We start from the raw sequence: 23,012 nt of genomic DNA, 5'->3' as shown, positions 1-23,012 counted from the left end.
ATCGGGAGGCACATCAGTGACGTCCATTGAACAGCGTGACGTGCAGTCGGTCCTAGCCGGGATCGACGACCTCCGGCCGCTGATCGCCAAACGCGCACAGGCGACCGAAGACCTGCGTCGCCTCCCCGACGACACGGTCAACGAACTCAACGAGGTCGGCTTCTTCAAGCTGCTTCAGCCCGAGCAGTGGGGCGGGATGCAGTGCGATCCGACGCTTTTCTACGAGGCGGTGCGCCGCCTGGCCAGCGCCTGCGGCTCGACCGGGTGGGTCAGTTCGATCATCGGCGTCCACAACTGGCACCTCGCACTGTTCGACCAGAAGGCGCAGGAAGAGGTGTGGGGCGAGGACCCGGCCGTGCGGATCTCCTCGTCGTATGCCCCGATGGGTGCGGGCACCGTCGTCGACGGTGGCTACATCGTCAATGGCTCGTGGAACTGGTCGTCCGGTTGTGACCACGCCACGTGGACGTTCGTGGGCGGCCCGGTGATCAAGGACGGCAAGCCGGTGGACTTCGGCAGCTTTTTGATCCCGCGCTCCGAATACGAGATCGACGACGTCTGGCATGTGGTCGGGCTCAAGGGAACCGGAAGCAACACGCTCAAGGTCAAGGACGTGTTCGTGCCGCGGCACCGCTTCCTGTCCTACAAGGCGATGAACGACCGCACCGCGGGCGGGCTCCAGACCAATACCGCCCCTGTCTACAAAATGCCCTGGGGTACAGTGCATCCCACCACCATCTCCGCTCCGATCGTCGGTATGGCGTACGGCGCGTACGACGCGCATGTCGAACATCAGGGAAAGCGTGTGCGCGCGGCGTTCGCGGGGGAGAAGGCCAAGGACGACCCGTTCGCGAAGATCCGCATCGCCGAGGCCGCCAGCGACATCGACGCGGCCTGGCGCCAGCTGATCGGCAATGTCGGCGACGAGTACGCCTTACTGAAGGCCGGCGAGGAGATCCCGTTCGAGCTGCGCGCCCGCGCTCGTCGTGACCAGGTTCGCGCGACCGGCCGTGCGATCGCCTCCATCGACCGACTGTTCGAGGCCTCCGGCGCCACCGCGCTGAGCAACGATGCACCGGTGCAACGGTTCTGGCGTGACGCCCATGCCGGGCGCGTGCATGCCGCCAACGATCCCGAACGCGCCTACCTGATCTTCGGCAACAACGAATTCGGGCTGCCGCCGCAGGACACGATGGTTTAACGGAAGGCCAAATGACCTCATACATCCAGGAGACCGAGCAGCAGGTCGAGGTCACCTTCGAATCGACGTCTCGGTACGCGCAGGTTCGTGCGGGCGAACGAGACATGCGGCTGCACTACCACGAAGCCGGTGTCGGCCACTCCGAGACGGTGGTGTTGCTGCACGGCGGCGGGCCGGGAGCGTCGAGTTGGTCGAACTTCTCGAAGAACATCGCGGTGCTCGCCAGGCACTTTCACGTCATCGCCATTGACCAGCCCGGTTACGGCCACTCGGACAAGCACACCGAGCACGAGCAGTACAACCGCTACAGCGCGAACGCGGTGCTCGGGTTGTTCGACCACCTGGGCATCGAACGCGCAGCGCTAGTCGGTAATTCGCTCGGTGGCGGGACTGCGGTGCGGTTCGCGCTCGACAACCCCAAGCGGGCGGGCCGGCTGGTGCTGATGGGCCCCGGCGGGCTGTCGGTCAACCTCTTTGCGCCCGATCCCACCGAAGGTGTCAAGCTGCTCGGCAAGTTCACAGCCGAGCCCACGCGCGAGAACATGGAGAAGTTCCTGCGCATCATGGTTCACGACCAGAATCTGATCACCCCTGAGCTGATCGACGAACGGCTCGAGATCGCCAGCCAGCCCGAGTCATTGGCCGCGGCGAAGGCGATGGGAATGTCGTTCGCGGGCGCGGACTTCGAGCTCGGCATGATGTGGCGCGAGGTGTACAAGCTGCGCCAGCCGGTACTGCTGATCTGGGGTCGCGAAGATCGCGTCAACCCGCTCGACGGCGCGTTGGTGGCGCTCAAGCAGATCCCGCGAGTTCAACTGCATGTCTTCGGGCAGTGCGGACACTGGGCTCAGGTGGAGAAGTTCGACGAATTCAACAAGCTCACCATCGACTTTCTGACGGTCAAACCCAAGGAGGTTGCGCGATGACCATCAAATCGCTTGGCTACCTTCGGATCGAGGCAACGGACGTCGCGGCGTGGCGCGAATACGGCCTGAAGGTACTCGGCATGGTAGAGGGCTCCGGCCAGACCGACGGCGCGCTCTATCTGCGGATGGACGAGTTCCCGGCCCGGCTGGTGATCGTGCCAGGAGAACACGACCGATTGCTGCAGTCCGGCTGGGAAACCGCCAACGCCACTGAGCTGCAGGACATTCGGAACCGGCTCGACATCGAAGGCGTGCCGTACAAGGAGGGCTCCGCTGCCGAGCTGGCCGAACGCCGCGTCGACGAGATGATCCGCTTCGACGACCCTTCCGGTAACACGCTCGAGGTCTTCCACGGTGTCGCGCTCGAGCACCGTCGCGTCGTCAGCCCCTACGGCCACAAGTTCGTCACCGAACAGCAGGGCTTGGGCCACGTGGTGCTGACCACCCGTGACGACGCCGAAACGCTGCACTTCTACCGGGACGTGCTCGGGTTCTACCTGCGTGACTCGATGCGGTTACCACCCCAGTTGGTCGGACGGCCCGCCGACGGCGCGCCCGCTTGGCTGCGCTTCCTCGGTGTCAACCCGCGCCACCACAGCCTGGCGTTCATGCCGGGTGAGACGCCGAGCGGCATCGTGCACCTGATGGTCGAGGTCGAAAGTGCCGACGACGTCGGGCTCTGTTTGGACCGCGCGTTGCGACGCAAGGTGCCGATGTCGGCGACGCTGGGTCGCCATGTCAACGACAAGATGCTGTCGTTCTACATGAAGACGCCGGGCGGCTTCGACGTTGAATTTGGTTGTGAGGGTTTGCAAGTCGAGAATGAAGACTGGGTAGCGCGGGAAAGCACCGCGGTCAGCCTGTGGGGCCACGACTTCAGCGTCGGCTTCAAGTGACGGTGAAGATCACTCGATAATGGCGGCCGAACCGATCGATCCGCGCACATTCCGCAGCGTGCTCGGACAGTTCTGTACGGGCATCACGGTGATCACGACGATCCACGACGGCGTGCCGGTCGGGTTCGCGTGTCAATCGTTTGCCGCGCTGAGCCTCGATCCACCGCTGGTGCTGTTCTGTCCGACGAAGGTGTCGCGGTCGTGGCAGGCGATCGAGGCCAGCGGTCATTTCTGCGTGAACGTGCTGCACGAGAACCAAAAGGACGTCTCGGCGCGGTTCGGTTCCAAGGAGCCCGACAAGTTCGCCGAATTCGAGTGGTATCAGTCCAAACTCGGCTCGCCGGTCATCGAAGGCACGCTCGCTCACATCGACTGCTCGGTGCATTCGGTGCACGACGGAGGCGACCACTACGTCGTATTCGGCGCGGTGCATTCGCTGTCGGACGTCCCGCACCGCAAGCCGCGGCCGCTGCTTTTCTACCGCGGGCAGTACACCGGTATCGAGCCGGAGAAGAACACGCCCGCGCAATGGCGCGACGACCTCGAGGCCTTCCTCACCGCGACCACCGACGACACCTGGCTGTAGGCGGGCTACAACAATCCGTCGATGAAATCGACGATCGCGGCCGCGACCTCTTGGTGCACCGTCTCGTTCAGAATGTCGTGACGAGCCCCCTCGAACTCGGCGAGACGCAGCGCGTCGATCTGCTCGGCGTAGGCCCGTACCGCCCCGACCTGAGCGAGGGGGTCGCTTGTACCGTGCACGGCCAGTGTCGGCACCGTCAACTTCGGCAGCACCGCGCCGAACCGGTCCCAGGCCCGGTCGAGTTCCCGCGCCAGCGCCACGCCGTCGGCGTCGACGAACGTCAACGGATCGTTTGCCAGCAGGTCGAGGTAGAAGGGGTCCTCGGACAGCCAACTGGGCTCGAGGGCCAGTGAGGTGTCGTGGTCGAGCAACGCCGCCATCGGCACCAGCGGAGCGCCGGAGACGACACCGCCGGCGTAACGATCGCGCTGGTCGAGCAGCCGGAACAGCGTGACGATCGAGCCGAACGAATGTCCTTGTGCGATCAACGGCAATCCCGGCGTGGCGCTTTCGGCGAGCGAGATCAGGGCGTCGGCCAGTGAGGAGCTGTCCTCGGTCGATCCGAAGTCCCCGCGGGTGCCCGGGCTCAGCCCGTGGCCGAACTGGTCGACCGCCCACAGGTCGAAGCCCGCGGCGTTGAGCGCGAAGCCGTAGCGGTGGTAGAGACCGGTGTGCTCGCCGAAGCCGTGCAGGAAGATCACCGCGGCGCGCGGCTGCGGCGACGCCCAGTGGCGGTAGTAGACCCGGCCCTTCGGGTGGTCGATGAACGGCATATCGACGACGTTAGCCCTTGCCCAGTAACACGTCGTGCTGGTCGCTCATCCGATCGCGAATCGCATCGACGACGGCCGCCACCTCCGGCCGCCGCAGTGTTTCTCCGCGGGTGACGAGCCAGTACGTCAGCCGCACCGACACCTCGGTGTGCAGGACGCGTACGAGATCGGCGTGGCGGTCGGCCATGAAGCAGGGCAGCAGCCCGAGACCCGCAGCCGCGCGGGTCGCCTCGACATGGACGAAAACGTTCGTGGACGTGACGGATTCGCGCATCGCGGGCGCGAAGCTCGTCGCCGCATCGAGGTCGTCGACTTGCAACATCGAGTCGATGAAGTACACCAGCGGATAACGGCTCAGGTCGGCGACGGTCCTCGGCGTACCGTGCTCGGCCAGGTAGTCGTGGGAACCGTAAAGCCCGAGGCAGTAGTCGCCGAGCCTGATCGCCCTGGCCCGATGGACTCGGGGTTCGCCGACGACGACCTCGACGTCCAGCCCGGACCTCTGCTGGGTCGCGCGGCGGGTGGCGGCGACGATCTCGACCGCCACATTCGGATGCTGCCGCTGAACGCGCGCGGCGGCGGGTGCCGCGATGTAGGCCGAGAAGCCGTCGGTGGCCGAGATCCGGACGACGCCCTCGAGGGCGCGCTCGCCGGCAGGGTCGACGGCAAGTGAGCGCACGGCCGACTCGATGGCCTCCGCTGCGGCCAGGGCGTCGCGTCCGAGTTCGGTGAGTTCCCATCCGCCCGCGCCGCGGGCCAGCACGCGTCCGCCCACCGATTCCTCGAGTGCGGCGATACGCCTGGAGATCGTGGTGTGGTTGAGGCCTAGCTCCTCGGCGGCGGCGTTGTATCGCCCCGACCGACCCACGGCCAGCAGCACCAGCAGGTCATCGGCGCTCGGTCGTCGCCGAGCCGACGGCTGCGTCATGTGTGCATTTTCGCAGATACTCCCTGCGACTTTCGGCATTGCCCGGTGACCTATCTGCGTGAATACTCACAGGCGACTTGTCTGCCATCACAACCCGAAGGAGTGTGCGATGGGTGTCACCAACGCCGACGGCGGCACCGCGCCCGTCCCCACGGGGCTCAAACGCGTCGTGGTCGCCTCGATGGCAGGCACCGTCGTCGAGTGGTACGAATTCTTCCTCTACGCCACCGCCGCCACTCTCGTCTTCAACAAGGTGTTCTTCGCAGAAAGCACCAGTGAGGCCAGCGGCCTGATCGCCGCACTCCTGACCTACGCCGTCGGATTCGTGGCACGGCCGCTGGGCGGCATCGTCTTCGGTCACTTCGGTGACAAGTACGGGCGCAAGAAGCTGTTGCAGTTTGCGATCCTGCTCGTCGGCGCCGTCACCTTCCTCATGGGGTGCTTGCCGACCTACGCGCAGATCGGCGTGTGGGCGCCGATCCTGTTGGTGGTCCTGCGGTTCATGCAGGGCTTCGCGGTCGGAGGTGAATGGGGTGGCGCGGTCCTGCTGGTCGCCGAGCACAGCCCCAACGACCGGCGCGGCTTCTGGGCCAGCTGGCCGCAAGCGGCGGTGCCGGTGGGCAATATGCTCGCCACCGTCGTCTTGCTGGTGTTGACCGCCGCGCTGCCGGAGACGGCGTTCCTGTCCTGGGGATGGCGGGTTGCGTTCTGGCTCTCGGCGGTGGTGGTGGTGATCGGGTACTACATCCGGACAAAGGTCACCGATGCTCCGATCTTCGTGGCCGCACAAGAAGAGGTCGAGCGCGTCAAGGCCGTCTCGTACGGCGTGGTCGAGGTGCTGAAGCGTTATCCCCGTGGCGTTTTCACCGCGATGGGCCTGCGGTTCGCCGAGAACATCATGTACTACCTGGTGGTCACCTTCTCGATCGTCTACCTCAAGACACACGTCGGCGCGGACACCAGCGACATCCTGTGGTGGTTGCTGGTCGCGCACGCGGTGCATTTCGTGGTGATCCCGCAAGTGGGGCGGTTGTCCGATCGGTTCGGCAGACGGCCGGTGTACATCGTCGGCGCGATCCTCGGAGGCACGTGGGGCTTCTTCGCGTTCCCGATGATGAACAGTGGTTCCTACGCGCTGATCATGGCCGCCATCATCCTCGGGCTCGTCATCCACGCGCTGATGTACTCACCGCAGCCCGCGATCATGGCCGAGATGTTCCCGACCCGTATGCGGTATTCCGGTGTCTCCCTTGGTTATCAGGTGACATCGATCGTCGCCGGATCGCTCGCGCCTGCTATCGCCACCTGGCTGCTCGACAAGTTCGACTCGGCGGTGCCCATTGCTCTCTATCTGGCGGGCGCCTCGGTGATCACCCTGGTGGCCGCGTTGTTCAACCGGGAGACCAAGGGCCTCGATCTGGAGGCGGTCGACGCCGCCGATCGCGAGCAACTAGCCAAGGCCGGTGTCGTATGAGCGATCTCGACGGGCGCACCGCGCTGGTCACCGGTGGCGCAAGTGGGATCGGTGCGGCTTGTGCGCGTGCGCTGGCCGAGCGTGGGGCGACGGTCACCGTCGCGGATCTCGACGAGGCCGGTGCCAAGGAGGTTGCCGACGAGATCGGCGGAAAACCTTGGGCGGTGGACCTTTCCGATGTGTCGGCGCTCGAGCACCTTTTGCTGCAGACCGATATCCTGATCAACAACGCCGGGGTTCAGCATGTCAGCCCGATCCACGAGTTTCCGCCCGAACGCTTCCGCTTCATCCTCGCGTTGATGCTGGAAGCGCCGTTCCTGTTGATCCGGGCGGCGTTGCCACACATGTACGAGCAGGAGTTCGGACGCGTCATCAACATCTCCTCGGTGCACGGTCTACGTGCCTCGGAGTACAAGAGCGGCTACGTCACCGCCAAGCACGGTTTGGAGGGGCTGTCGAAGGTGACGGCTCTCGAGGGTGGGCCGCACGGCGTCACGAGCAACTGTGTCGACCCGGGCTACGTAAGGACCCCGCTGGTGACCAAGCAGATCGCCGATCAGGCCCTCACCCACGGGATCGACGAGGATAAGGTGATCGCCGACATTCTGTTGAAGGAGAGCGCGATCAAGCGACTTGTCGAACCCGAAGAAGTTGCCTCCCTGGTCACCTGGCTCGCCTCGCCGGCCGCGGTGATGGTGACCGGAGCGTCGTACACGGTGGACGGGGGGTGGAGCGCCCGATGACCACCACTCCGCAATGGACACCCACCGAGGCCGATGTCGCAGGAGCGCGTGTCACCGACTTCACCCAGTTCGTGCAACGCCGCACCGGAAGAAACCACCCCGATTACGAGTCGCTGTGGCAGTGGTCGACCGATGAGCCCGATGAGTTCTGGGCCGCGTTGTGGGACTACTTTGACCTCGGTGATCGCCCGGAGAAGGTGCTCACTTCTGCTGAAATGCCTGGAGCGCAGTGGTTTCCAGGCGTGCAGCTCAACTATGTCGACCAGGTGATTCGCAACGCCCGCTCGGACCGGCCCGCCATCCTGTACCTGCCAGAGGGCGGCGACCCCGTCGAGGTGTCGTGGGCCGAGTTGCTGGGACGCACGTCGGCATTCGCCCAGACGCTGCGCGACCTCGGTGTGAGCGCCGGCGACCGGGTCGTCGGATATCTGCCCAACATTCCCGAGGCCGTGATCGCGTTCCTGGCGACCGCCAGCATCGGTGCGATCTGGAGTGCGTGCGGCCAGGACTATTCGGCCAAGGCCGCACTCGACCGTCTCGGTCAGCTCGAACCCACCGTGCTGGTGACCACCGACGGCTATACCTACGGCGGGAAGTTCCACGACAAGGCCGCCGAAATCACCGCGCTGCAGAAGGGATTACCAACGCTGCGTGCGACGGTGATGGCGCCCGACATGGCGGGCAGCAGTAGCAAGGAGTTGACCACAACGCCGGTCGACTTCGCCCACCCGCTGTGGATCCTGTTCTCCTCGGGCACCACCGGGCTGCCCAAGGGCATCATTCACGGCCACGGCGGTGTGCTGGTCGAACACCTCAAAGCCGTTAGCCTGCAATCGGATATCGGGCCGAACGACATCTTCTTCTGGTACACAAGCCCCAGCTGGATGATGTGGAACTTCCAGTTGGCGGGCCTGCTGGTCGGGTCGACGATCGTCTGCTACGACGGCAGTCCCAATGCGCCGCGTCCCGATGTCCTCTGGGAGATCGCGGCGCGGGTCAAGGCGACGGTGCTGGGGACGAGCCCGGGCTATGTGCTGGGCTGCGCGAAGGCCGGCGCGGTGCCGCGCAAGGAGCATGACCTTTCGGCGCTGCGCACGGTCGGGATCACCGGCTCGTCGTTGCCCCCGTCGTCGTCATTGTGGTTGCGCGACAACGTCGGTGAGCACGTGCAGGTTTCCTCGATCAGTGGCGGCACCGACGTGGTGTCTGCTTTCATCGGCGGGGTCCGCACGGTTCCGGTGTGGCCGGGTGAGCTGTCGGCGCCGTACCTCGGATGCGCCCTGGACTCGTGGGACGAGTCTGGCAAGCCGGTTCGCAACGAGGTCGGCGAGCTCGTCGTGACCAAGCCGATGCCGTCGATGCCGGTCGGGTTCTGGAACGATCCCGACGGGTCGCGTTACCGCGCAGCGTATTTCGAGATGTTCCCCGGCGTGTGGCGGCACGGCGACTGGATCACGATCACCGATCACGGCAGCGTCATCGTGCACGGCCGCTCGGACTCGACGTTGAACCGGCACGGCATCCGGATGGGCAGCGCCGACATCTACCAGGCGGTCGAACGGCTGCCCGAGGTGGCCGAAGCCTTGATCATCGGCGTCGACGAACAAGACGGCGAGTACTGGATGCCGCTGTTCGTGGTCCTCACCGAGGGCGCCGAACTGACCGACGAGGTGCGCGACCGCATCAAGAAGACCGTCCGCGAAGAGGTCTCGCCGCGGCATGTGCCCGATGAGATCATCGCCGCACCAGGTGTTCCGCACACCCGCACGGGCAAGAAGCTCGAGGTGCCGATCAAGAAGCTGTTCCAGGGGGCCGACGCCGCGAAGGTGGTCGAGCGCAGCGCCGTCGACGACCCGGACCTGCTGGACTGGTACGTCACGCAGAAGCGCTGAGTTATCCCGACTCATTCCGGTGTTCATTAGTGTCGCCCTGGCGTGGCATAATCGAACATGTGTTCGAAGATGTGGATGAAGCGGGGTTGGTGGCCACCATCGAAGCGGCCACCCGCGCCGAAGCGTCCGCGAGCGCATTGCGCACGGCGGCGATTGGGGAGCTGATGTCGCGCCGCGGTGTCGGCGACGAGGATCATCCGCGCGCGTTGTGGGCGTGTGATCCGTGGGCTTCGGCCGCCGCCGAGGTCACCGCGGCCATGAACATCAGCCACGGCAGGGCCTGCGGGCAGATGCGCATCGCCGAAACCCTGCGCGATCACCTGCCCAAGGTCGGTGCGCTGTTCGGCGCAGGCCGGCTCTCAGCGCGGGTGATCGGGATACTCACCTGGCGTACCCGGTTGATCGCCGACGAAGCGGTTTGGGCGCTGGTCGACGCGGCGCTGGCCGAACGGGCGGACGAGTGGGGACCGCTGTCGGAAGACGATCTGCGCATCGGCGTGGACGCGTTGGTGCTGCAGTACGACCCCGACGCGGTGATCGCCAGCCAGGCCCGCACCCGTGGCCGCGATTTCAAAGTCGGGTCCTACGAAGACGAGCACGGCGCCACATCGGTGTGGGGCAAGTTGCAGCCCGCCGATGCCGCGGTCCTCGACCGCAAGGTCGCCGCGATGGTGGCCACCGTGTGCCCTGATGATCCGCGTTCGTCCGGCGAGCGTCGCAGCGACGCAGTCGGGGCGCTTGCGAACGGCAACGACCACCTACCGTGCGAATGCGGCTCCCCGGCCTGCCCGGCGCGGGCGGCCCAGCCCACCCCGTCATCGTCGGTGGTGGTGAATGTTTACGCCGACCAGACCGCCGTCGATGCCACCCACGCGACACAGGAGTCCGTCCGCCGCACCGCGGCCTGCCGACGGGACCCGGCTACCGCAGTGATATCCGGAGTCGGGGGCCCCGACGTGCTGACCACACCGATGCTGGCCGCGCTGCTGCGCAACGGGGCCACGCTGCGGCCGCTGGGCGCACCGGACGAACAGCCCGAGCACGGATATCGGCCGTCGGCCAAGCTGGCCCGTCGCATCCGCGCCCGGGATCTGCGCTGCCGCTTTCCGGGATGCCATCGGCGAGCGGAGTTCTGCGATATCGACCACGTCACGTCCCATCCGAACGGGGCAACGCATCAGGCGAATCTGGCTTGCCTCTGCCGTCTTCACCACCTACTGAAAACCTTCTGGGTCGGTGACTGGTCGTATCTACTGCGCGCAGACGGCGCCGCGGTCTGGACGTCACCGACAGGCCGTACTTATACGACGTATCCAGGGTCTCGAAGTCTGTTCCCCGGATGGGACACCAGGGCAGCCGAGCTGCCGCCGCGAGCCACCAGCCCACCGCATGGTGCCGGCCCGCCACCCGACAACCGCGGGTTGAAGATGCCGATGCGCAAGAACACCCGATCGGTCGAACGTGCCCAACGCATCAAAGCCGAACGGGCACAGAACGCCTCGGAGTCGCCGTCGTTTTGACTCCGGTCGATGTGCGCACCGGAATGCTAATGCTGCAGTTGACCCAGCCAAGCGCCGATCCGCCGCAGCGCTTCTTCGACGTCCGACGACGGACCCGCGAACGACAACCGGACGAAGGATCCACCGCGGGCCGGGTCGAAGTCGATGCCCGGTGCGATCGCAACTCCGGTGTCGGCGAGCAGCTTCGAGCAGAACGACAGCGAATCAGATGTCAGATGCGACACGTCGGCGTACACGTAGAACGCCCCGTCGGTCGGTGCCAGGCGGTCGATGCCGAGGGCGCGCAGGCCGTCGAGCAGCATCTGCCGGTTGGCGGCGTAGTGGTGCAGCAATGCATCGGCCTCCGCGATCGACTCTGACGTGAACGCGGCGATCGCGGCATACTGCGGCAGTGTCGGCGGGCAGATCGTGAAGTTTCCGGTGAGACGGTCGACTGCCCGCTGCAGTTCCTTCGGCACCAGCAACCAGCCGAGCCGCCAGCCGGTCATCGCGAAGTATTTCGAGAAGCTGTTCACCACGATCGAATCCCGTGATGTCGCCCAGGCGCAGCTGACGGCGGGAGCGCCCTCGTAGACCAACCCGTGGTACACCTCGTCGCTGATCAGCCGCACACCGCGTGACGCGCACCAAGTAGCGATCGCCGACAGTTCGTCGGGCGGGATCACCGTGCCGGTCGGGTTGGCGGGGCTCGCCACGATCACGCCCATGACAGGGGGATCGAGGTTCTCGAGCATCTGCACCGTGGGTTGAAAGCGCGTGTCGGGACCGCACGGTACCTCGACGACCTCGCAACCCAATGCGGAGAGGATGTTGCGGTAGCAGGGATATCCGGGACTGGCGATCGCGACCCGATCGCCGACGTCGAAGCAGGCCAGGAACGCCAGCAGGAAGCCACCCGAAGAGCCCGTGGTGATGACCACGTCATCGGCGTCGACGACGAGACCGTGCCGGTCGAGGTACTGACCGGCGATCGCTGCCCGCAGTTCCGGAATGCCAAGAGCCACGGTGTAGCCGAGCACGGTCGTGTTCAGCGCCTCTTTGGCCGCCATCCGCACCGCAGCCGGGGCGCCCGCGCTCGGCTGACCGGCAGACAGGTTCACCAGGTCACCGTGGCTGCGCTGCCGTTCCGCGGCGGCCAGCCACACGTCCATGACGTAGAACGGAGGGATCCCTGACCGCAGCGAGATCTTCCCGCTCATCATCCGTGATCCTCGCACGCCGGCTCGGCGAGGCCGCGCAGCACGGCACAGTCCGCGCCCGGGCCGCCGTCGCACTCGACACTGGCCACATCGAGAAGCCTCGCGATGTCGCGCTCGAGCGCATGTAGCTCCGCGAGCTTGTCGCGGATGGAAGCAAGATGCATCTCCGCCACCTCGCGCGCCTCAATGCAGGACCGGTCGGTGTCCTGCAGCAGTGACGCCAGGGTTCGCACCTGGTCAACCGCAAAACCGAACTCCCGGCAGTGCCTGATGAACGTCAACCGCCCGATGTCGTCGCGGCGGTAGCGTCGTTGACCGCCCACACGCCCCGGCGGTGGCAACAGACCGATTTCCTCGTAGTAGCGGATGGTGGACGGCGTTGTCCCAGCTGCCCGTGCCAGTTGCCCGATCTTCAGTTCCGTCCGAGCCATCGAAAACATCCCGCTCTCTTGAACCTCAAGCTACGTGAAGGGTCATCCTCGAGGATATGGAACCACCCCCAGCATGTAACCTGCCTGCGGCCGACCAGCGGAAGCGCCTCGCGTGGATCCATGAGCTGAACTCCACAGCCCTCCGTGACTACCGCCGAGAACGCCGAGCGATCGAGCTCAGATATGACGCGAGCGCCGTTGACCTGGTGCGGACATTCGTGCGCGGCGAGCGGAATTGCTGCCCATTTCTCGGCTTCACCGTGGAGGAGAACGGTGATGCGGTCGTGGTGCGGATCGAGGTCCCCGACGACTTGCGCCATACCGCTGACGAGCTGTTCGCGCCCTACACCGCGTCATGATCGAACTCGAGGCCGACCGCGCCGCCAATGTTCTCGTCATCCATGCGCGGGGAAAGTTGACGCGGGAGGATTACCGCGACATCCTCGCGCCGCAGGTGCGGTCGCTGCTCGATCGATCCGGCACGCTGAGGGTGATGTTCGTGATGGACGACAGCTTCGAGGGTTGGACCCTCGGCGCCGCGTGGAAGAACACGCTTTTCGATTTGAAGCACCGCCGAGACCTCGAGAAGGTGGCGATGGTGGGGGCACCGAGATGGGAGGAGTGGTGCGTCAACGTGGCGGCCGCACTGCTGATGAAAGGCCAGCTGGCGACGTTCTCACTCGATCAACGCCCAGAGGCGTGGAAGTGGCTGTGCGCCTGAGCTTTAGAACACTTCGGATGCGAGGCGGCGCAAGTGATCGCGCGGAGGTCCGAGCAGCTGGGCACTGCCGTGCGCGCGCTTGAAGTAGAGCTGGATGTCGTGCTCCCAGGTGATCGCGATGCCGCCGTGCATCTGGACGGCTTCGGCAGCGACGTTGGTGAACGCCTCGCTCGCCGAGAACCGGGCCAGCGCAGCCGAGGTCGGTGACGGCGCGGCGATCGCCTCGTCGACGACCGCACGCGCGGACTGAACCGCGACGTACATGTCGGCCATCCGGTGCTTGAGCGCCTGGAAACTGCCAATGGGCCTGCCGAACTGCACCCTGTCCTTGGTGTATTGCACCGTGAGGTCTAAGCAACGCGACGCCGCGCCGATCTGCTCGGCGGCCAGCAGCAACGCGGCGGTGTCGGCCAGCCCCGGGTCCGAGCCGATGTCGGTGCTCTGTTTGACTTCGACGCGCGCCAGCCGGCGGGTCAGGTCCATCGGCTCCAGGCGGGTCGCGGTGAACTCGGTCCACCGGGTCAGGCGGTCGCCATCCGCCCCGATCACCACGTCGGCAATGTCGCCGTTGATCACATAGTCGGGGTCGAAGACCACCGTGCCGACGCGGGCGCCCTCGGCCATACCCTCAAGCGCTTCGCTGTCGGGATCGTCGCCGGCCAGTAGTGCCAGCTCGGCGAGAGTGCTTCCCAACAGCGGAGTCGGCACCAAGGCCTTGCCGAGCTCCTCGAGCACGACCGCCGCATCGGCGAGCTCACCTCCGGCGCCGCCCAGCTCCTCGGGCACCACCAGCGCCGCCGCACCGACCTGCTCACACAGCAGCGTCCACAGCGATTCGTCGTATCCCCGTTCGGATTCCATCGCCTCGCGCACCGCTGCGGGTGAGGCGTGCTTGTCCACTAGCGCGGCGACGGTCTCGCGCAGCAGTTGGCGTTCTTCACTCATCAGAGAGCCTCCAGTACGCGCCGACGGTGGACAGCGGGATCTCCCCATGCCGAGCGCAGCGCCTGCGCACGCAGCAGCCACAACGACAGGTCGTGCTCCTGGGTGAATCCGATCGCGCCATGTGTCTGCAGCGCCGAGCGCGCCGCCAGCAGTGCGGCGTCGCTGGCCGCGGCCTTGGCGGCGCTGACGTCGCGCGCCGTGTCGGCGGATCCGTCGGCAAGCGACAGGGCCGCGCCGTACACCAGCGGCCGGGCCAGCTCCACCGCCATGTGCACGTCGGCGAGCTTGTGTTTGATCGCCTGGTAGGTGCCGATGGCCTTGCCGAACTGGCTGCGCTGCTTGGCGTATTCGACCGACATGTCCAGCATCGCCTGGCCGGCACCGACCAGCTGGGCCGCGGTGGCGAGCACACCGAACTCATAGGCCCGGGCCACGTCGGCTGGTCTGCCGTCACCTGAAGGGCTGACGTCGAACAGCTTTCGGCTCGGGTCGACCGATTCGTGCTCGGTTCCCGCAGCGCCGTCATGTACTTCACCATCGGTGGCCACCAAGATGAGCCCTGCGGTGTCGGCGTCGACGGCTCTCGGCACCTGTGGTGGCAGGGCGACGGTCGCGATCATTTCGCCGGAAGCCAAGCCTGCGCAGCGCTCGTCGTCAGCGAGCAGAATCGGCGCGACCGCGATGGATTCGACCACTGGGCCCGGAACGCACCACCGGCCGAGTCGCTCGGCGGCGACCACCAGGTCGACCGGGTGAGCCTCGATGCCGTCGTACTTCTCCGGCACGAGGAGCGCCGTGACGCCGAGGTCGGTCAGCTGTGCCCACACCTTGCGGCCCGGTGACGTGTCCCCGGCGGTCCACGCGCGAACCGCGCCCGGCAGGTCGGCCGCGCCGAGCGCGGCGTCGATGCTGGCGGCGAAATCGCGCTGCTGTTCGTCCAATTCGAAGTTCATGTGGTTACTTTCGCGGCAGGCCCAGCAGGCGCTCGGCGATGATGTTGCGCTGAATCTCGTTGGTCCCCGCGTAGATCGGTCCGCCGAGCGAGAACAGCAATCCTTCGGTCCAGTTGTCGGCGAGCTCGGCGTCGGGACCGCGCATGTCAAGGGCGGTCTGGTGGATGGCGACGTCGAGGTCGGACCAGAACACCTTGGTCACACTCGACTCGGCGCCCAATTCGCCGCCTGCGGCAACGCGCGTCACGGTGCCGAACGTGTGCAGGCGATAGGCCTGGGCTTTGATCCAGGCATCGGCCACCCGGTCGGCGTATGCCGGGTCGGGGTTCTCTTTCCATTGCGCGACAAGCCGTTCGGCGGGGGCAATGAAGCGGGCCGGGCTTCGCAGCGACATGCCGCGCTCATTGCTCGACGTACTCATCGCTGCACGCCAGCCCTGGTGGACATCGCCGATGACGTCGTTGTCGGGCACGAACACGTCGTCGAGGAAGATCTCGCCGAAACCGGTGTCACCGCCGAGTTGCGCGATGGGGCGGACCGTGACGCCGTCGGCCTTGAGGTCGAACATGAAGTACGTGAGCCCGCGGTGGCGTTCGGCTTCGGGGTCGGAGCGGAACAGCCCGAAGGCGCGTTCCCCGAACGGCGCGCGCGAACTCCAGATCTTCTGCCCGTTGAGCAGCCAGCCGCCGTCGGTCCTGGTGGCCGTCGACCGCAGCGACGCCAGGTCGCTGCCCGACTCGGGTTCCGACCAGGCCTGCGCCCAGATCTCCTCGCCACTGGCCATTTTCGGCAGGATGCGGTCGAGCTGTTCGGTGGTGCCGTGGGCGAACAGAGTCGGCGCCAGCATCGACGTGCCGTTGGCGCTGGCGCGGCCGGGAGCCCCGGCACGGAAGTACTCCTCCTCGTACACCACCCACTGCAGCAGGCTGGCGTCGCGGCCCCCGTATTTCTCCGGCCAGGTGATCACGGACAGCCCGGCGTCGTAGAGCACCTTGTCCCAGCGTCGGTGCTGTTCGAAACCCTCGGCGGTGTCGTACGACTTCGTCGGGAAGCTGTCGCTGTTCTTGGCCAGGAACTCGCGCACCTCGGCCTGGAACTCTCGCGTCGCATCGTCGATATTCAGGTCCATCAGGAAGATCCAGCCCTCTCACGCAGCAGCGGTTTGACTACCTTGCCCCCGGGGTTTCGCGGCAGCGCATCGAGAAACTCGACCGAGCGGGGAGTCTTGAAATTCGCGAGATGCTCCCGGGCGTAGGCTATTACGGTGTCCTCGTCGAGTTCGGCACCGGGCTTGACCACGATAAAGGCCTTGCCGACCTCACCGAGCCGTTCGTCTGGCATGCCGATCACCGCGGATTCCACGACGCCGTCCAGTCGTGCGAGCACCTGCTCGATCTCGGCGGGGTAGACGTTGAAACCGCCGCAAATGTACATGTCCTTGAGACGGTCGGTGATGCGCAGGTTGCCGTTGTCGTCGACGGTGCCCACGTCGCCGGTGTGCAGCCAGCCGTCGGAATCGATGGCCGCCGCGGTGGCTTCGGGGTCGTCGAGGTAGCCAAGCATCACGTTCGGCCCACGCAGCACCACCTCGCCCGCGTCGTCCTCGCCGGGGTTGTCGATGCGCAGTTCGAAATCCGCGATCGGGCGGCCCGATGTGGTGGCGACGGTGACGGCGTCGTCATCGGGACGGCACATCGTCCCGAACCCGCTGGCCTCGGTGAGGCCGTAGGCGGTCAGCACGATGTCGATGTCCAGTTCGGTTTGCATCCGCTCGATCAACACCACCGGGATCGTGGCCGCGCCGGTGACGGCGAACCGCAGCGAGGTCAGGTCGTAGTCGGCGCGCTTGGGATGGTCGAGCAACGTCTGGTAGATCGTCGGCGGCCCCGGCAGCACCGTGATGCGGTGCTCCTGCACGGCGGACATCGTCTTCTCGGCATCGAACGTCAACTGCGGGATCAGGGTGGCGCCGGTCTGCAGGCAGGCCAGGATGCCCGCTTTGTAGCCGAAGTTGTGGAAGAACGGGTTGATGCACAGGTAGCGGTCGTCGCTCGTCAGCCTGCCGCACTCGGCCCACGCCGCCGGGGCGTCGAGCGACTGGCGGTGCGCGCACAGCACGCCCTTGCTGCGGCCGGTGGTGCCGGAGGTGAACAGGATGTCGGACACGTCGTCGGGTTCCACCGCTTCGGCACGCGCATCCACCGCGTCCAGGTCGGTGCCCCGGGCGATGAACTCGTCCCAGGTGCCGTCGTTCTTCTCGATCGGCACCCGGACCACGTGGTGTAGCTGCGGCAGACCATCCCGGTCGATGGAGGCGGCCTTGTCGGCGCCGAGGAACTCACCCGATGCGAACAACAACGGGGCCCCGGTGCGCGAGAGGATGTCGGTGGCCTCGCTGGCGGTGTAGCGGGTGTTGAGAGGTACGACGACGCCGCCCGCGTAGTGGGTGGCCAGGCACGCGACCACCCAGTGCCAGGTGTTGGGCGACCAGATCGCGACGCGGTCACCGGCATTGATGCCGAGGTCGATCATGGCTGCGGCCGCCCGGCGTACCTCGTCGCGCAACTGAGCGAACGTGAACGACCGGTCCTTGGTGACCAGTGCCGGGTGGTCTGCGAATCGGTCGGCAATGTGGTCCAAGACCTGGGGAATGGTCCTTGGATCCGAACTCATCGCTGCTCCTCTAACAAAGCAAGTGCTTGGTAGGTTAGCCTACAAGGGTGATTGAGGTCGAGGAGTTCCGGGCCGAGGTCCGCGACTGGCTCGCCGACAACCTCGTCGGGGAGTACGCCGCACTCAAGGGCCTCGGCGGGCCGGGCCGAGAACACGAAGCGTTCGAGGAACGCCGAGCGTGGAACCAGCATCTGGCGGCGGCCGGGCTGACGTGCCTGGGCTGGCCCGAAGAGCACGGCGGTCGCGGGCTGTCGGTGGCGCACCGCGTGGCGTTCTACGAGGAATACGCGATCGCGAACGCTCCCGCGAAGGTCAACCACTTCGGTGAGGAGTTGCTGGGACCGACGTTGATCGCGTACGGCACCCCTGAACAGCAGAAGCGATTCCTGCCGAAGATCCTTGACGTCACCGAACTGTGGTGCCAGGGCTACTCCGAGCCGGGTGCCGGCAGCGACCTAGCCAACGTCGCGACGACCGCCGAACTCGATGGCGACCAGTGGGTGGTCAACGGGCAGAAGGTGTGGACCTCGCTAGCACACTGGGCGCAGTGGTGCTTCGTCGTCGCCCGCACCGAGAAGGGCTCCAAGCGGCACGCTGGGCTGTCCTATCTGTTGGTGCCACTGGATCAGCCGGGCGTGGAGATTCGCCCCATCGTGCAACTGACCGGCGATTCGGAGTTCAACGAGGTTTTCTTCGACGACGCCCGCACGGATGCGTCGCTGGTGGTCGGCGAACCGGGCGACGGCTGGCGGGTCGCGATGGGCACGCTGACGTTCGAGCGCGGGGTGTCGACGCTGGGCCAGCAGATCGAATACGCACGGGAACTGTCTGGTGTCGCCGAACTGGCGAAACGCACTGGCGCGGCCGACGATCCGTTGATCCGCGAGAGATTGACCCGGTCCTGGGCCGGGCTGCGGACCATGCGGTCGTACGCACTGGCGACCATGGACGTGGAACAACCGGGTCAAGACAATGTTTCAAAGTTGTTGTGGGCCAACTGGCATCGAGAGCTCGGCGAGATCGCGATGGATGTACTCGGCCGTGAAGGGCTGACACTGACCGACGGCGACTTCGACGAATGGCAGCGGCTTTACCTGTTTTCGCGGGCGGACACGATCTACGGCGGGTCCAACGAGGTGCAGCGCAACATCATCGCCGAGCGGGTGCTCGGCCTACCCCGAGAGGTCAGGCCTTCGTGAACCTGTCAGAAGCCCCGAAAGAGATTGAGGGACACGGCCTGCTGACCGGCAAGGTGGTCGTCGTGACGGCGGCCGCGGGCACCGGCATCGGGTCCGCGGTGGCACGCCGGGCGCTGCTAGAGGGCGCCGACGTGGTCGTCTCCGACCATCACGAGCGGCGCCTCGGAGAGGCACGCGATCAGTTGCTCGAACTCGGGTTGGGGAGGGTCGAAAGTGTCGTGTGCGACGTCACCTCCACCGCGCAGGTGGATGCGTTGATCGCATCGACGACGGCGCGGATGGGCCGACTGGACGTCATGGTCAACAATGCCGGCCTCGGCGGCCAGACGCCCGTCGTCGACATGACGGACGAAGAGTGGGACCGCGTCCTCAACGTCACGCTGACGTCGGTGATGCGCGCGACGCGGGCGGCGTTGCGGTACTTCCGCGACGCCGACCACGGCGGCGTGATCGTCAACAACGCCAGCGTGTTGGGTTGGCGCGCACAGCATTCGCAGTCGCATTACGCCGCGGCCAAGGCCGGTGTAATGGCGCTGACGCGGTGCAGTGCGATCGAGGCCGTCGAGTACGGGGTGCGAATCAACGCGGTGTCGCCGAGCATCGCGCGGCACAAGTTCTTGGAGAAGACCAGCAGCGCGGATCTGTTGGACCGGTTGTCGGAGGGCGAGGCGTTCGGCCGCGCCGCCGAGCCGTGGGAGGTCGCCGCGACAATCGCGTTTTTGGCCAGTGACTACTCCAGTTATCTGACTGGAGAAGTGATTTCGGTGTCGAGTCAACGGGCCTAGGTGGTGCTCCGGCCGTCGACAGCCCGACGCGCGCCGGCTTTGTAGGATCCCAGATACACCATCGCGAAGACGCCCAGGGTCAGCACGGTCACGAGGGCGAGCTGCACTTTCTGTCCGGCCGCGATGGGTCGGTGGGCCAACGCATCGCGATATCCGAGGGAGAAGGCGCTGAATAAGACGATGGCGCCCATACCAACCGGAACCCAGAACACGGCGCCGTCGGCGATGAAGGAAGCACCGCCTCCGAGAAGTATCACCACTGCGAAAACCGTTAACCACCATGTTTTTGCGGGGGTTAGGCCAAGGCCGTAGTCATCGATGGTGTCTGGATTCGCGAACAGCGAATAGGTCTTGCCGCGGATCGAAATGAACCGGGTCCAAAAGTAAGCCACGAAGGTGAGGGCTCCCAGGGCGAAGAGCGCCATCAGGAGGCCTTCCTGCCAGTCCGGCGGATAGGCCATGAGGAACACGGAGACGGCCGTGACGACGGCGCCAGTCCAGTAGACGATGCGTCCGATATCTAGCGGCAGCCACCCCGCGAGGATCGCAGCGGCAAGGCCGCCGAACGCGGTAAGCATGAAGAAATCCTTCATCAGCTCCCAGTCACCTTCTGATAGATACCCTCGCCGATTTGCTCTCCGGCGAGAGAGCCGATGGAGCCGAGGATGAACGCGCCCGCGAAGACTCCGACAGGGCCTGCCGGTGCCCCGAGCCACGCGCCAATGGCCGCCATCCCCGAGGCGCCGACCATGCCGCCGCCGGTCTTGGCGGCGACCTCGGCGAGCGGAGCTCCGTTTCGCCATTCGTACATTCCGACACCGAAGTCGACGAGGTTCCCGGCTACCCCAAGGTTGCCTCCAACCTTCTTGAGCACATCTACGTCGCTCGGCGAGAACCCCGGCATACCTTGCACCGGACGGTCTTTCAGAGGTAGAGAATCGGCGAAGTAGTCGAACGCTTTCGCTCCGCCCGCGATCGGCTTGTTCGCAGCGGACGCCGCCTCCACCAACTCTTTCGGGACGACGCCCTGCGCCATGCTGTCGGTAGCGGCGGCTGCACCTTCAGGTGACATACCGACACGCGTCAGCTGATCCTGCACGCGGGCGATCACCAATTCCCTTGTTAACGCCTCAGTTTGGTTGATCATCGCCGTGGCCCGATCCGGTGACATCGGAGGCTCCCCCACCAGCCCCTGCTCGAGCATCGCCTGCATCTCAAGTCGTGTGCGCGCCCGGGACCGGGCGTCACCGCCGAGAACCGGATCGGTCGGCAGCGGACCGTGAGTGATCGAGGTGTGGTAATCGGCGAGCCGCTGCCCGGCGTATTGCACTTGCTCCAAGCTGGCGGTCGGATCGTTGATGATGCTGAAATCTCGAAACCGTGCCGCGGCGGCCTGCTTCTCCGGCGTCCAAGCCGCAGGAGAGTTCACCAACGCCTCGTCGCGCTCGCGTTGACCGCTGTCGTACTGCTCGGCTTCGGCTTTGGCCACATCTGTCAGCGAGTCCTGTTGGACTTCAACATGTTTCACTGCATCGGGAGAGTAACCCTCGGTAGCCATCTCCTGACGAGACTTGGTCAGCTGCTCGGAATATCCATCGCGCACCGCCTGAACCGATTCCAGTGCTTCGCGGGTACGGTCGACAGCCACCTGCCTAAGATTCTCAACATCGGCCTGTTCACCGTTAGCCGCGGCGACGGCGAGTTCATGCTCGATCAGGTTGTCGATCCACTTCAGTGATGCGTCGAGGTTCGAGACCACGACGTCACCGCTGCGCTGCGCTTCGGCCAGTGAGGCCGACACGTTCTGGAGGTCTACGGCGATCCGGCGGATCTGCTCGTCGTTGATCGGGTGCCCGCCGCCGTCCTGCCGATCCCATGCCGCAGCGAAACGCTGCTGGGCTACGGCGAATTCATTGCTCGTTTCGGTGGTGCACGCAGCGGCGCTGTAGAATGCCGTCGCGAGCTCGCTGATCTGGCCCGGAGACCCGCTCTGCATAATGCGGTTGACCTGCCACGGATCTCCCCCGGCGGAGCCGGTGAGCAGCCCGACATCGAGGTGCTTGAGGTCGACCGTCATGTCGGCTCAGGCAATCGGCTCGCCCGCCGCACGCACCGCGGCCGCCCCGCCCCGATCGCGTTCGTCGAACAGCGTGGCGCCGTCGGTCGCCTTTGCGGCGAAGCCCTCGAGGTCGGAATGGTGCAGGCGCATCGTCGCCGCATGTGCTTCGTGCGCCCGGCCCAAGGCGCTGTAGAAGTCGCGTGCAGTGTCGAAGTCACCGAAGATTCCGGACGGCAATGATGCGGCGACGAACTCGTCGGCGCCCCGCTTCACGATCTCACCGGCACTCTTGGCGAAATCGGCTCCCATCCGAAGCAGGTGGGTATCGACGAACATGGATCAACCCTAAGCGGATGGCGCGATTGCTCTGCGCACGATTTCGCGCAAGATCGCGGCGCCGGTCACCGGAGCAGTGCACACCGCCTGCTACAGGTCCGGACGCGCCAACGCGGGCGGAAGTAGGCAAGCAAGCGCTTGGTTGATATCCTGTGTCGGTGGATCAGGTGCCACAGAAGCAGTCGGCGAGCCAGCCGCCGACGCGCCGGGACGAGCTGCTCGACCTCGCCGCGACGATGTTCGCCGAGCGAGGCCTGCGCGCGACGACGGTGCGCGACATCGCCGACTCCGCTGGCATCCTCTCAGGCAGCCTGTATCACCACTTCTCGTCGAAGGAAGAGATGGTCGACGAGGTCCTGCAGGGCTTCCTCGACTGGTTGTTCGCGCGCTACCAGGAGATCGTCGACACCGAACCCAATCCGCTGGAGCGCCTCAAGGGTCTGTTCATGACCTCGTTCGAGGCGATCGAGCACCGGCACGCGCAGGTCGTCATCTACCAGGACGAAGCCAAGCGGCTGTCCGGGCAGGAGCGGTTCTCCTACGTCGAGCAGCGCAACAAAGAGCAACGCAGGATGTGGCTGGACCTGCTCAACCAGGGTGTCGAAGAGGGCTACTTCCGACCCGACATCGACGTTGATCTGGTGTACCGGTTCATCCGCGACACCACCTGGGTTTCAGTCCGCTGGTATCAGCCGGGCGGACCGCTCACGGCCGAAGAGGTCGGCCGTCAGTATCTCGCTATCGTTCTTGGCGGCATCACGAAAAAATGAGG

At 65.8% G+C, this 23,012-nt stretch carries 24 protein-coding genes; 13 read left to right on the top strand and 11 right to left on the bottom strand.

The window, feature by feature from the left end:
- The first annotated feature begins 16 nt into the window (after positions 1-16).
- The 4 genes from hsaA to hsaB are packed head-to-tail and all read left to right on the top strand — an operon-like array spanning position 17 to position 3,609.
- The gene (gene hsaA, locus AAHH99_RS01610) at positions 17-1,201 is read left to right on the top strand and encodes a 3-hydroxy-9,10-secoandrosta-1,3,5(10)-triene-9,17-dione monooxygenase oxygenase subunit (protein WP_064419296.1); all 1,185 of its coding nucleotides are present in this window, start codon (positions 17-19) and stop codon (positions 1,199-1,201) included.
- A gap of 11 nt (positions 1,202-1,212) precedes the next feature.
- Entirely contained in the window at positions 1,213-2,127 is a 915-nt protein-coding gene (hsaD, locus tag AAHH99_RS01605) for a 4,5:9,10-diseco-3-hydroxy-5,9,17-trioxoandrosta-1(10),2-diene-4-oate hydrolase (RefSeq protein ID WP_418767107.1), read from the top strand.
- The gene (gene hsaC, locus AAHH99_RS01600; RefSeq protein WP_418767106.1) at positions 2,124-3,023 is read left to right on the top strand and encodes an iron-dependent extradiol dioxygenase HsaC; all 900 of its coding nucleotides are present in this window, start codon (positions 2,124-2,126) and stop codon (positions 3,021-3,023) included. Before hsaD ends, hsaC begins: the two co-directional genes overlap by 4 nt.
- A 19-nt stretch (positions 3,024-3,042) precedes the next feature.
- Positions 3,043-3,609, top strand: a complete 567-nt coding sequence (gene hsaB, locus AAHH99_RS01595) for a 3-hydroxy-9,10-secoandrosta-1,3,5(10)-triene-9,17-dione monooxygenase reductase subunit (protein ID WP_418767105.1) — start codon at positions 3,043-3,045, stop codon at positions 3,607-3,609.
- A gap of 5 nt (positions 3,610-3,614) precedes the next feature.
- Here hsaB and AAHH99_RS01590 read toward each other — a convergent pair whose 3' ends face one another.
- Both AAHH99_RS01590 and AAHH99_RS01585 read right to left on the bottom strand, forming a co-directional pair.
- Positions 3,615-4,382 (bottom strand): alpha/beta fold hydrolase, encoded by a 768-nt coding sequence (locus AAHH99_RS01590; RefSeq protein WP_418767104.1) that lies wholly within the window; start codon positions 4,380-4,382, stop codon positions 3,615-3,617.
- A gap of 10 nt (positions 4,383-4,392) precedes the next feature.
- The gene (locus tag AAHH99_RS01585) at positions 4,393-5,310 is read right to left on the bottom strand and encodes a LysR family transcriptional regulator (protein WP_418767103.1); all 918 of its coding nucleotides are present in this window, start codon (positions 5,308-5,310) and stop codon (positions 4,393-4,395) included.
- 109 nt (positions 5,311-5,419) lie between these two features.
- On the opposite strand from AAHH99_RS01585, the gene AAHH99_RS01580 reads away from it, so the two are divergent.
- From AAHH99_RS01580 to AAHH99_RS01565, 4 genes are read left to right on the top strand one after another with little or no spacing between them, the layout of a single operon-like run.
- The gene (locus tag AAHH99_RS01580) at positions 5,420-6,784 is read left to right on the top strand and encodes an MFS transporter (protein WP_418767102.1); all 1,365 of its coding nucleotides are present in this window, start codon (positions 5,420-5,422) and stop codon (positions 6,782-6,784) included.
- Positions 6,781-7,527 carry a 3-hydroxybutyrate dehydrogenase gene (locus AAHH99_RS01575; RefSeq protein WP_418767101.1) on the top strand — a complete coding sequence of 249 codons (747 nt, stop codon included), beginning with the start codon at positions 6,781-6,783 and terminating at the stop codon, positions 7,525-7,527. The genes AAHH99_RS01580 and AAHH99_RS01575 overlap by 4 nt, the downstream gene beginning before the upstream one ends.
- A complete protein-coding gene (locus AAHH99_RS01570) occupies positions 7,524-9,419 on the top strand; it encodes an acetoacetate--CoA ligase (protein WP_418767100.1) in 1,896 nt (631 codons plus the stop codon). Before AAHH99_RS01575 ends, AAHH99_RS01570 begins: the two co-directional genes overlap by 4 nt.
- Positions 9,420-9,478: 59 nt before the next feature.
- Positions 9,479-10,939, top strand: coding sequence for a DUF222 domain-containing protein (locus AAHH99_RS01565; RefSeq protein WP_418767099.1), 1,461 nt, complete (start codon positions 9,479-9,481; stop codon positions 10,937-10,939).
- Between the two features lie 26 nt (positions 10,940-10,965).
- Here the strand turns inward: AAHH99_RS01565 and AAHH99_RS01560 are convergent, their stop codons facing one another.
- Together AAHH99_RS01560 and AAHH99_RS01555 are read right to left on the bottom strand one after the other, a co-directional pair.
- Positions 10,966-12,138 (bottom strand): pyridoxal phosphate-dependent aminotransferase, encoded by a 1,173-nt coding sequence (locus AAHH99_RS01560; RefSeq protein ID WP_418767566.1) that lies wholly within the window; start codon positions 12,136-12,138, stop codon positions 10,966-10,968.
- Positions 12,138-12,569 (bottom strand): MerR family transcriptional regulator, encoded by a 432-nt coding sequence (locus tag AAHH99_RS01555; RefSeq protein ID WP_418767098.1) that lies wholly within the window; start codon positions 12,567-12,569, stop codon positions 12,138-12,140. The genes AAHH99_RS01560 and AAHH99_RS01555 overlap by 1 nt, the downstream gene beginning before the upstream one ends.
- Before the next feature lie 56 nt (positions 12,570-12,625).
- On the opposite strand from AAHH99_RS01555, the gene AAHH99_RS01550 reads away from it, so the two are divergent.
- Together AAHH99_RS01550 and AAHH99_RS01545 are read left to right on the top strand one after the other, a co-directional pair.
- Entirely contained in the window at positions 12,626-12,928 is a 303-nt protein-coding gene (locus AAHH99_RS01550) for a hypothetical protein (protein ID WP_418767097.1), read from the top strand.
- Positions 12,925-13,290, top strand: a complete 366-nt coding sequence (locus tag AAHH99_RS01545; RefSeq protein ID WP_418767096.1) for an STAS/SEC14 domain-containing protein — start codon at positions 12,925-12,927, stop codon at positions 13,288-13,290. The genes AAHH99_RS01550 and AAHH99_RS01545 overlap by 4 nt, the downstream gene beginning before the upstream one ends.
- Before the next feature lie 3 nt (positions 13,291-13,293).
- Here the strand turns inward: AAHH99_RS01545 and AAHH99_RS01540 are convergent, their stop codons facing one another.
- The 4 genes from AAHH99_RS01540 to fadD3 are packed head-to-tail and all read right to left on the bottom strand — an operon-like array spanning position 13,294 to position 17,861.
- A complete protein-coding gene (locus AAHH99_RS01540) occupies positions 13,294-14,235 on the bottom strand; it encodes an acyl-CoA dehydrogenase family protein (protein WP_418767095.1) in 942 nt (313 codons plus the stop codon).
- Positions 14,235-15,188 (bottom strand): acyl-CoA dehydrogenase family protein, encoded by a 954-nt coding sequence (locus AAHH99_RS01535; RefSeq protein WP_418767094.1) that lies wholly within the window; start codon positions 15,186-15,188, stop codon positions 14,235-14,237. Before AAHH99_RS01535 ends, AAHH99_RS01540 begins: the two co-directional genes overlap by 1 nt.
- Before the next feature lie 4 nt (positions 15,189-15,192).
- Positions 15,193-16,317, bottom strand: coding sequence for an acyl-CoA dehydrogenase family protein (locus tag AAHH99_RS01530; protein ID WP_418767093.1), 1,125 nt, complete (start codon positions 16,315-16,317; stop codon positions 15,193-15,195).
- Positions 16,317-17,861, bottom strand: coding sequence for a 3-((3aS,4S,7aS)-7a-methyl-1,5-dioxo-octahydro-1H-inden-4-yl)propanoate--CoA ligase FadD3 (gene fadD3, locus AAHH99_RS01525; RefSeq protein ID WP_418767092.1), 1,545 nt, complete (start codon positions 17,859-17,861; stop codon positions 16,317-16,319). Before fadD3 ends, AAHH99_RS01530 begins: the two co-directional genes overlap by 1 nt.
- A gap of 47 nt (positions 17,862-17,908) precedes the next feature.
- Here fadD3 and ipdE1 point away from each other — a divergent pair, with 47 nt between their 5' ends.
- Both ipdE1 and ipdF read left to right on the top strand, forming a co-directional pair.
- Positions 17,909-19,060 (top strand): acyl-CoA dehydrogenase IpdE1, encoded by a 1,152-nt coding sequence (gene ipdE1 / locus AAHH99_RS01520; protein ID WP_418767091.1) that lies wholly within the window; start codon positions 17,909-17,911, stop codon positions 19,058-19,060.
- Entirely contained in the window at positions 19,057-19,845 is a 789-nt protein-coding gene (gene ipdF / locus AAHH99_RS01515) for a (5R,7aS)-5-hydroxy-7a-methyl-1-oxo-2,3,5,6,7,7a-hexahydro-1H-indene-carboxyl-CoA reductase (protein ID WP_068199121.1), read from the top strand. Before ipdE1 ends, ipdF begins: the two co-directional genes overlap by 4 nt.
- Here the strand turns inward: ipdF and AAHH99_RS01510 are convergent.
- The 3 genes from AAHH99_RS01510 to AAHH99_RS01500 are packed head-to-tail and all read right to left on the bottom strand — an operon-like array spanning position 19,842 to position 22,240.
- Positions 19,842-20,438, bottom strand: coding sequence for a hypothetical protein (locus AAHH99_RS01510; protein ID WP_418767090.1), 597 nt, complete (start codon positions 20,436-20,438; stop codon positions 19,842-19,844). The genes ipdF and AAHH99_RS01510 overlap by 4 nt on opposite strands.
- Complete coding sequence (locus tag AAHH99_RS01505) at positions 20,438-21,922, bottom strand: hypothetical protein (RefSeq protein ID WP_418767089.1); 1,485 nt, start codon at positions 21,920-21,922, stop codon at positions 20,438-20,440. Before AAHH99_RS01505 ends, AAHH99_RS01510 begins: the two co-directional genes overlap by 1 nt.
- Positions 21,923-21,928: 6 nt before the next feature.
- Positions 21,929-22,240 carry a DUF2563 family protein gene (locus tag AAHH99_RS01500; RefSeq protein WP_418767088.1) on the bottom strand — a complete coding sequence of 104 codons (312 nt, stop codon included), beginning with the start codon at positions 22,238-22,240 and terminating at the stop codon, positions 21,929-21,931.
- A 167-nt stretch (positions 22,241-22,407) separates the two neighbouring features.
- Between AAHH99_RS01500 and kstR2 the strand changes: the two genes are divergently transcribed.
- The gene (gene kstR2, locus AAHH99_RS01495) at positions 22,408-23,010 is read left to right on the top strand and encodes a TetR family transcriptional regulator KstR2 (RefSeq protein ID WP_418767565.1); all 603 of its coding nucleotides are present in this window, start codon (positions 22,408-22,410) and stop codon (positions 23,008-23,010) included.
- The last annotated feature ends 2 nt before the right edge of the window (positions 23,011-23,012 follow it).

Source organism: Mycobacterium neumannii (assembly GCF_048452905.1).
In the GTDB taxonomy this organism is placed as follows: domain Bacteria; phylum Actinomycetota; class Actinomycetes; order Mycobacteriales; family Mycobacteriaceae; genus Mycobacterium; species Mycobacterium neumannii_B.
This window is presented reverse-complemented; position numbering and strand designations above follow the sequence as displayed.

What these genes read in the sequence shown, in the direction of transcription:
- hsaC (WP_418767106.1), top strand. Translation starts at nt 2,124, where the DNA reads ATGACCATCAAATCGCTTGGCTACCTTCGGATCGAGGCAACGGACGTC.
- AAHH99_RS01500 (WP_418767088.1), bottom strand. Translation starts at nt 22,240, where the DNA reads ATGTTCGTCGATACCCACCTGCTTCGGATGGGAGCCGATTTCGCCAAG.
- AAHH99_RS01585 (WP_418767103.1), bottom strand. Translation starts at nt 5,310, where the DNA reads ATGACGCAGCCGTCGGCTCGGCGACGACCGAGCGCCGATGACCTGCTG.
- AAHH99_RS01570 (WP_418767100.1), top strand. Translation starts at nt 7,524, where the DNA reads ATGACCACCACTCCGCAATGGACACCCACCGAGGCCGATGTCGCAGGA.
- AAHH99_RS01510 (WP_418767090.1), bottom strand. Translation starts at nt 20,438, where the DNA reads ATGAAGGATTTCTTCATGCTTACCGCGTTCGGCGGCCTTGCCGCTGCG.
- AAHH99_RS01530 (WP_418767093.1), bottom strand. Translation starts at nt 16,317, where the DNA reads ATGGACCTGAATATCGACGATGCGACGCGAGAGTTCCAGGCCGAGGTG.
- fadD3 (WP_418767092.1), bottom strand. Translation starts at nt 17,861, where the DNA reads ATGAGTTCGGATCCAAGGACCATTCCCCAGGTCTTGGACCACATTGCC.
- AAHH99_RS01550 (WP_418767097.1), top strand. Translation starts at nt 12,626, where the DNA reads ATGGAACCACCCCCAGCATGTAACCTGCCTGCGGCCGACCAGCGGAAG.
- AAHH99_RS01535 (WP_418767094.1), bottom strand. Translation starts at nt 15,188, where the DNA reads ATGAACTTCGAATTGGACGAACAGCAGCGCGATTTCGCCGCCAGCATC.
- AAHH99_RS01555 (WP_418767098.1), bottom strand. Translation starts at nt 12,569, where the DNA reads ATGGCTCGGACGGAACTGAAGATCGGGCAACTGGCACGGGCAGCTGGG.
- AAHH99_RS01540 (WP_418767095.1), bottom strand. Translation starts at nt 14,235, where the DNA reads ATGAGTGAAGAACGCCAACTGCTGCGCGAGACCGTCGCCGCGCTAGTG.
- AAHH99_RS01560 (WP_418767566.1), bottom strand. Translation starts at nt 12,138, where the DNA reads ATGAGCGGGAAGATCTCGCTGCGGTCAGGGATCCCTCCGTTCTACGTC.
- AAHH99_RS01580 (WP_418767102.1), top strand. Translation starts at nt 5,420, where the DNA reads ATGGGTGTCACCAACGCCGACGGCGGCACCGCGCCCGTCCCCACGGGG.
- AAHH99_RS01505 (WP_418767089.1), bottom strand. Translation starts at nt 21,922, where the DNA reads ATGACGGTCGACCTCAAGCACCTCGATGTCGGGCTGCTCACCGGCTCC.
- hsaD (WP_418767107.1), top strand. Translation starts at nt 1,213, where the DNA reads ATGACCTCATACATCCAGGAGACCGAGCAGCAGGTCGAGGTCACCTTC.
- AAHH99_RS01545 (WP_418767096.1), top strand. Translation starts at nt 12,925, where the DNA reads ATGATCGAACTCGAGGCCGACCGCGCCGCCAATGTTCTCGTCATCCAT.
- AAHH99_RS01575 (WP_418767101.1), top strand. Translation starts at nt 6,781, where the DNA reads ATGAGCGATCTCGACGGGCGCACCGCGCTGGTCACCGGTGGCGCAAGT.
- AAHH99_RS01590 (WP_418767104.1), bottom strand. Translation starts at nt 4,382, where the DNA reads ATGCCGTTCATCGACCACCCGAAGGGCCGGGTCTACTACCGCCACTGG.
- hsaB (WP_418767105.1), top strand. Translation starts at nt 3,043, where the DNA reads ATGGCGGCCGAACCGATCGATCCGCGCACATTCCGCAGCGTGCTCGGA.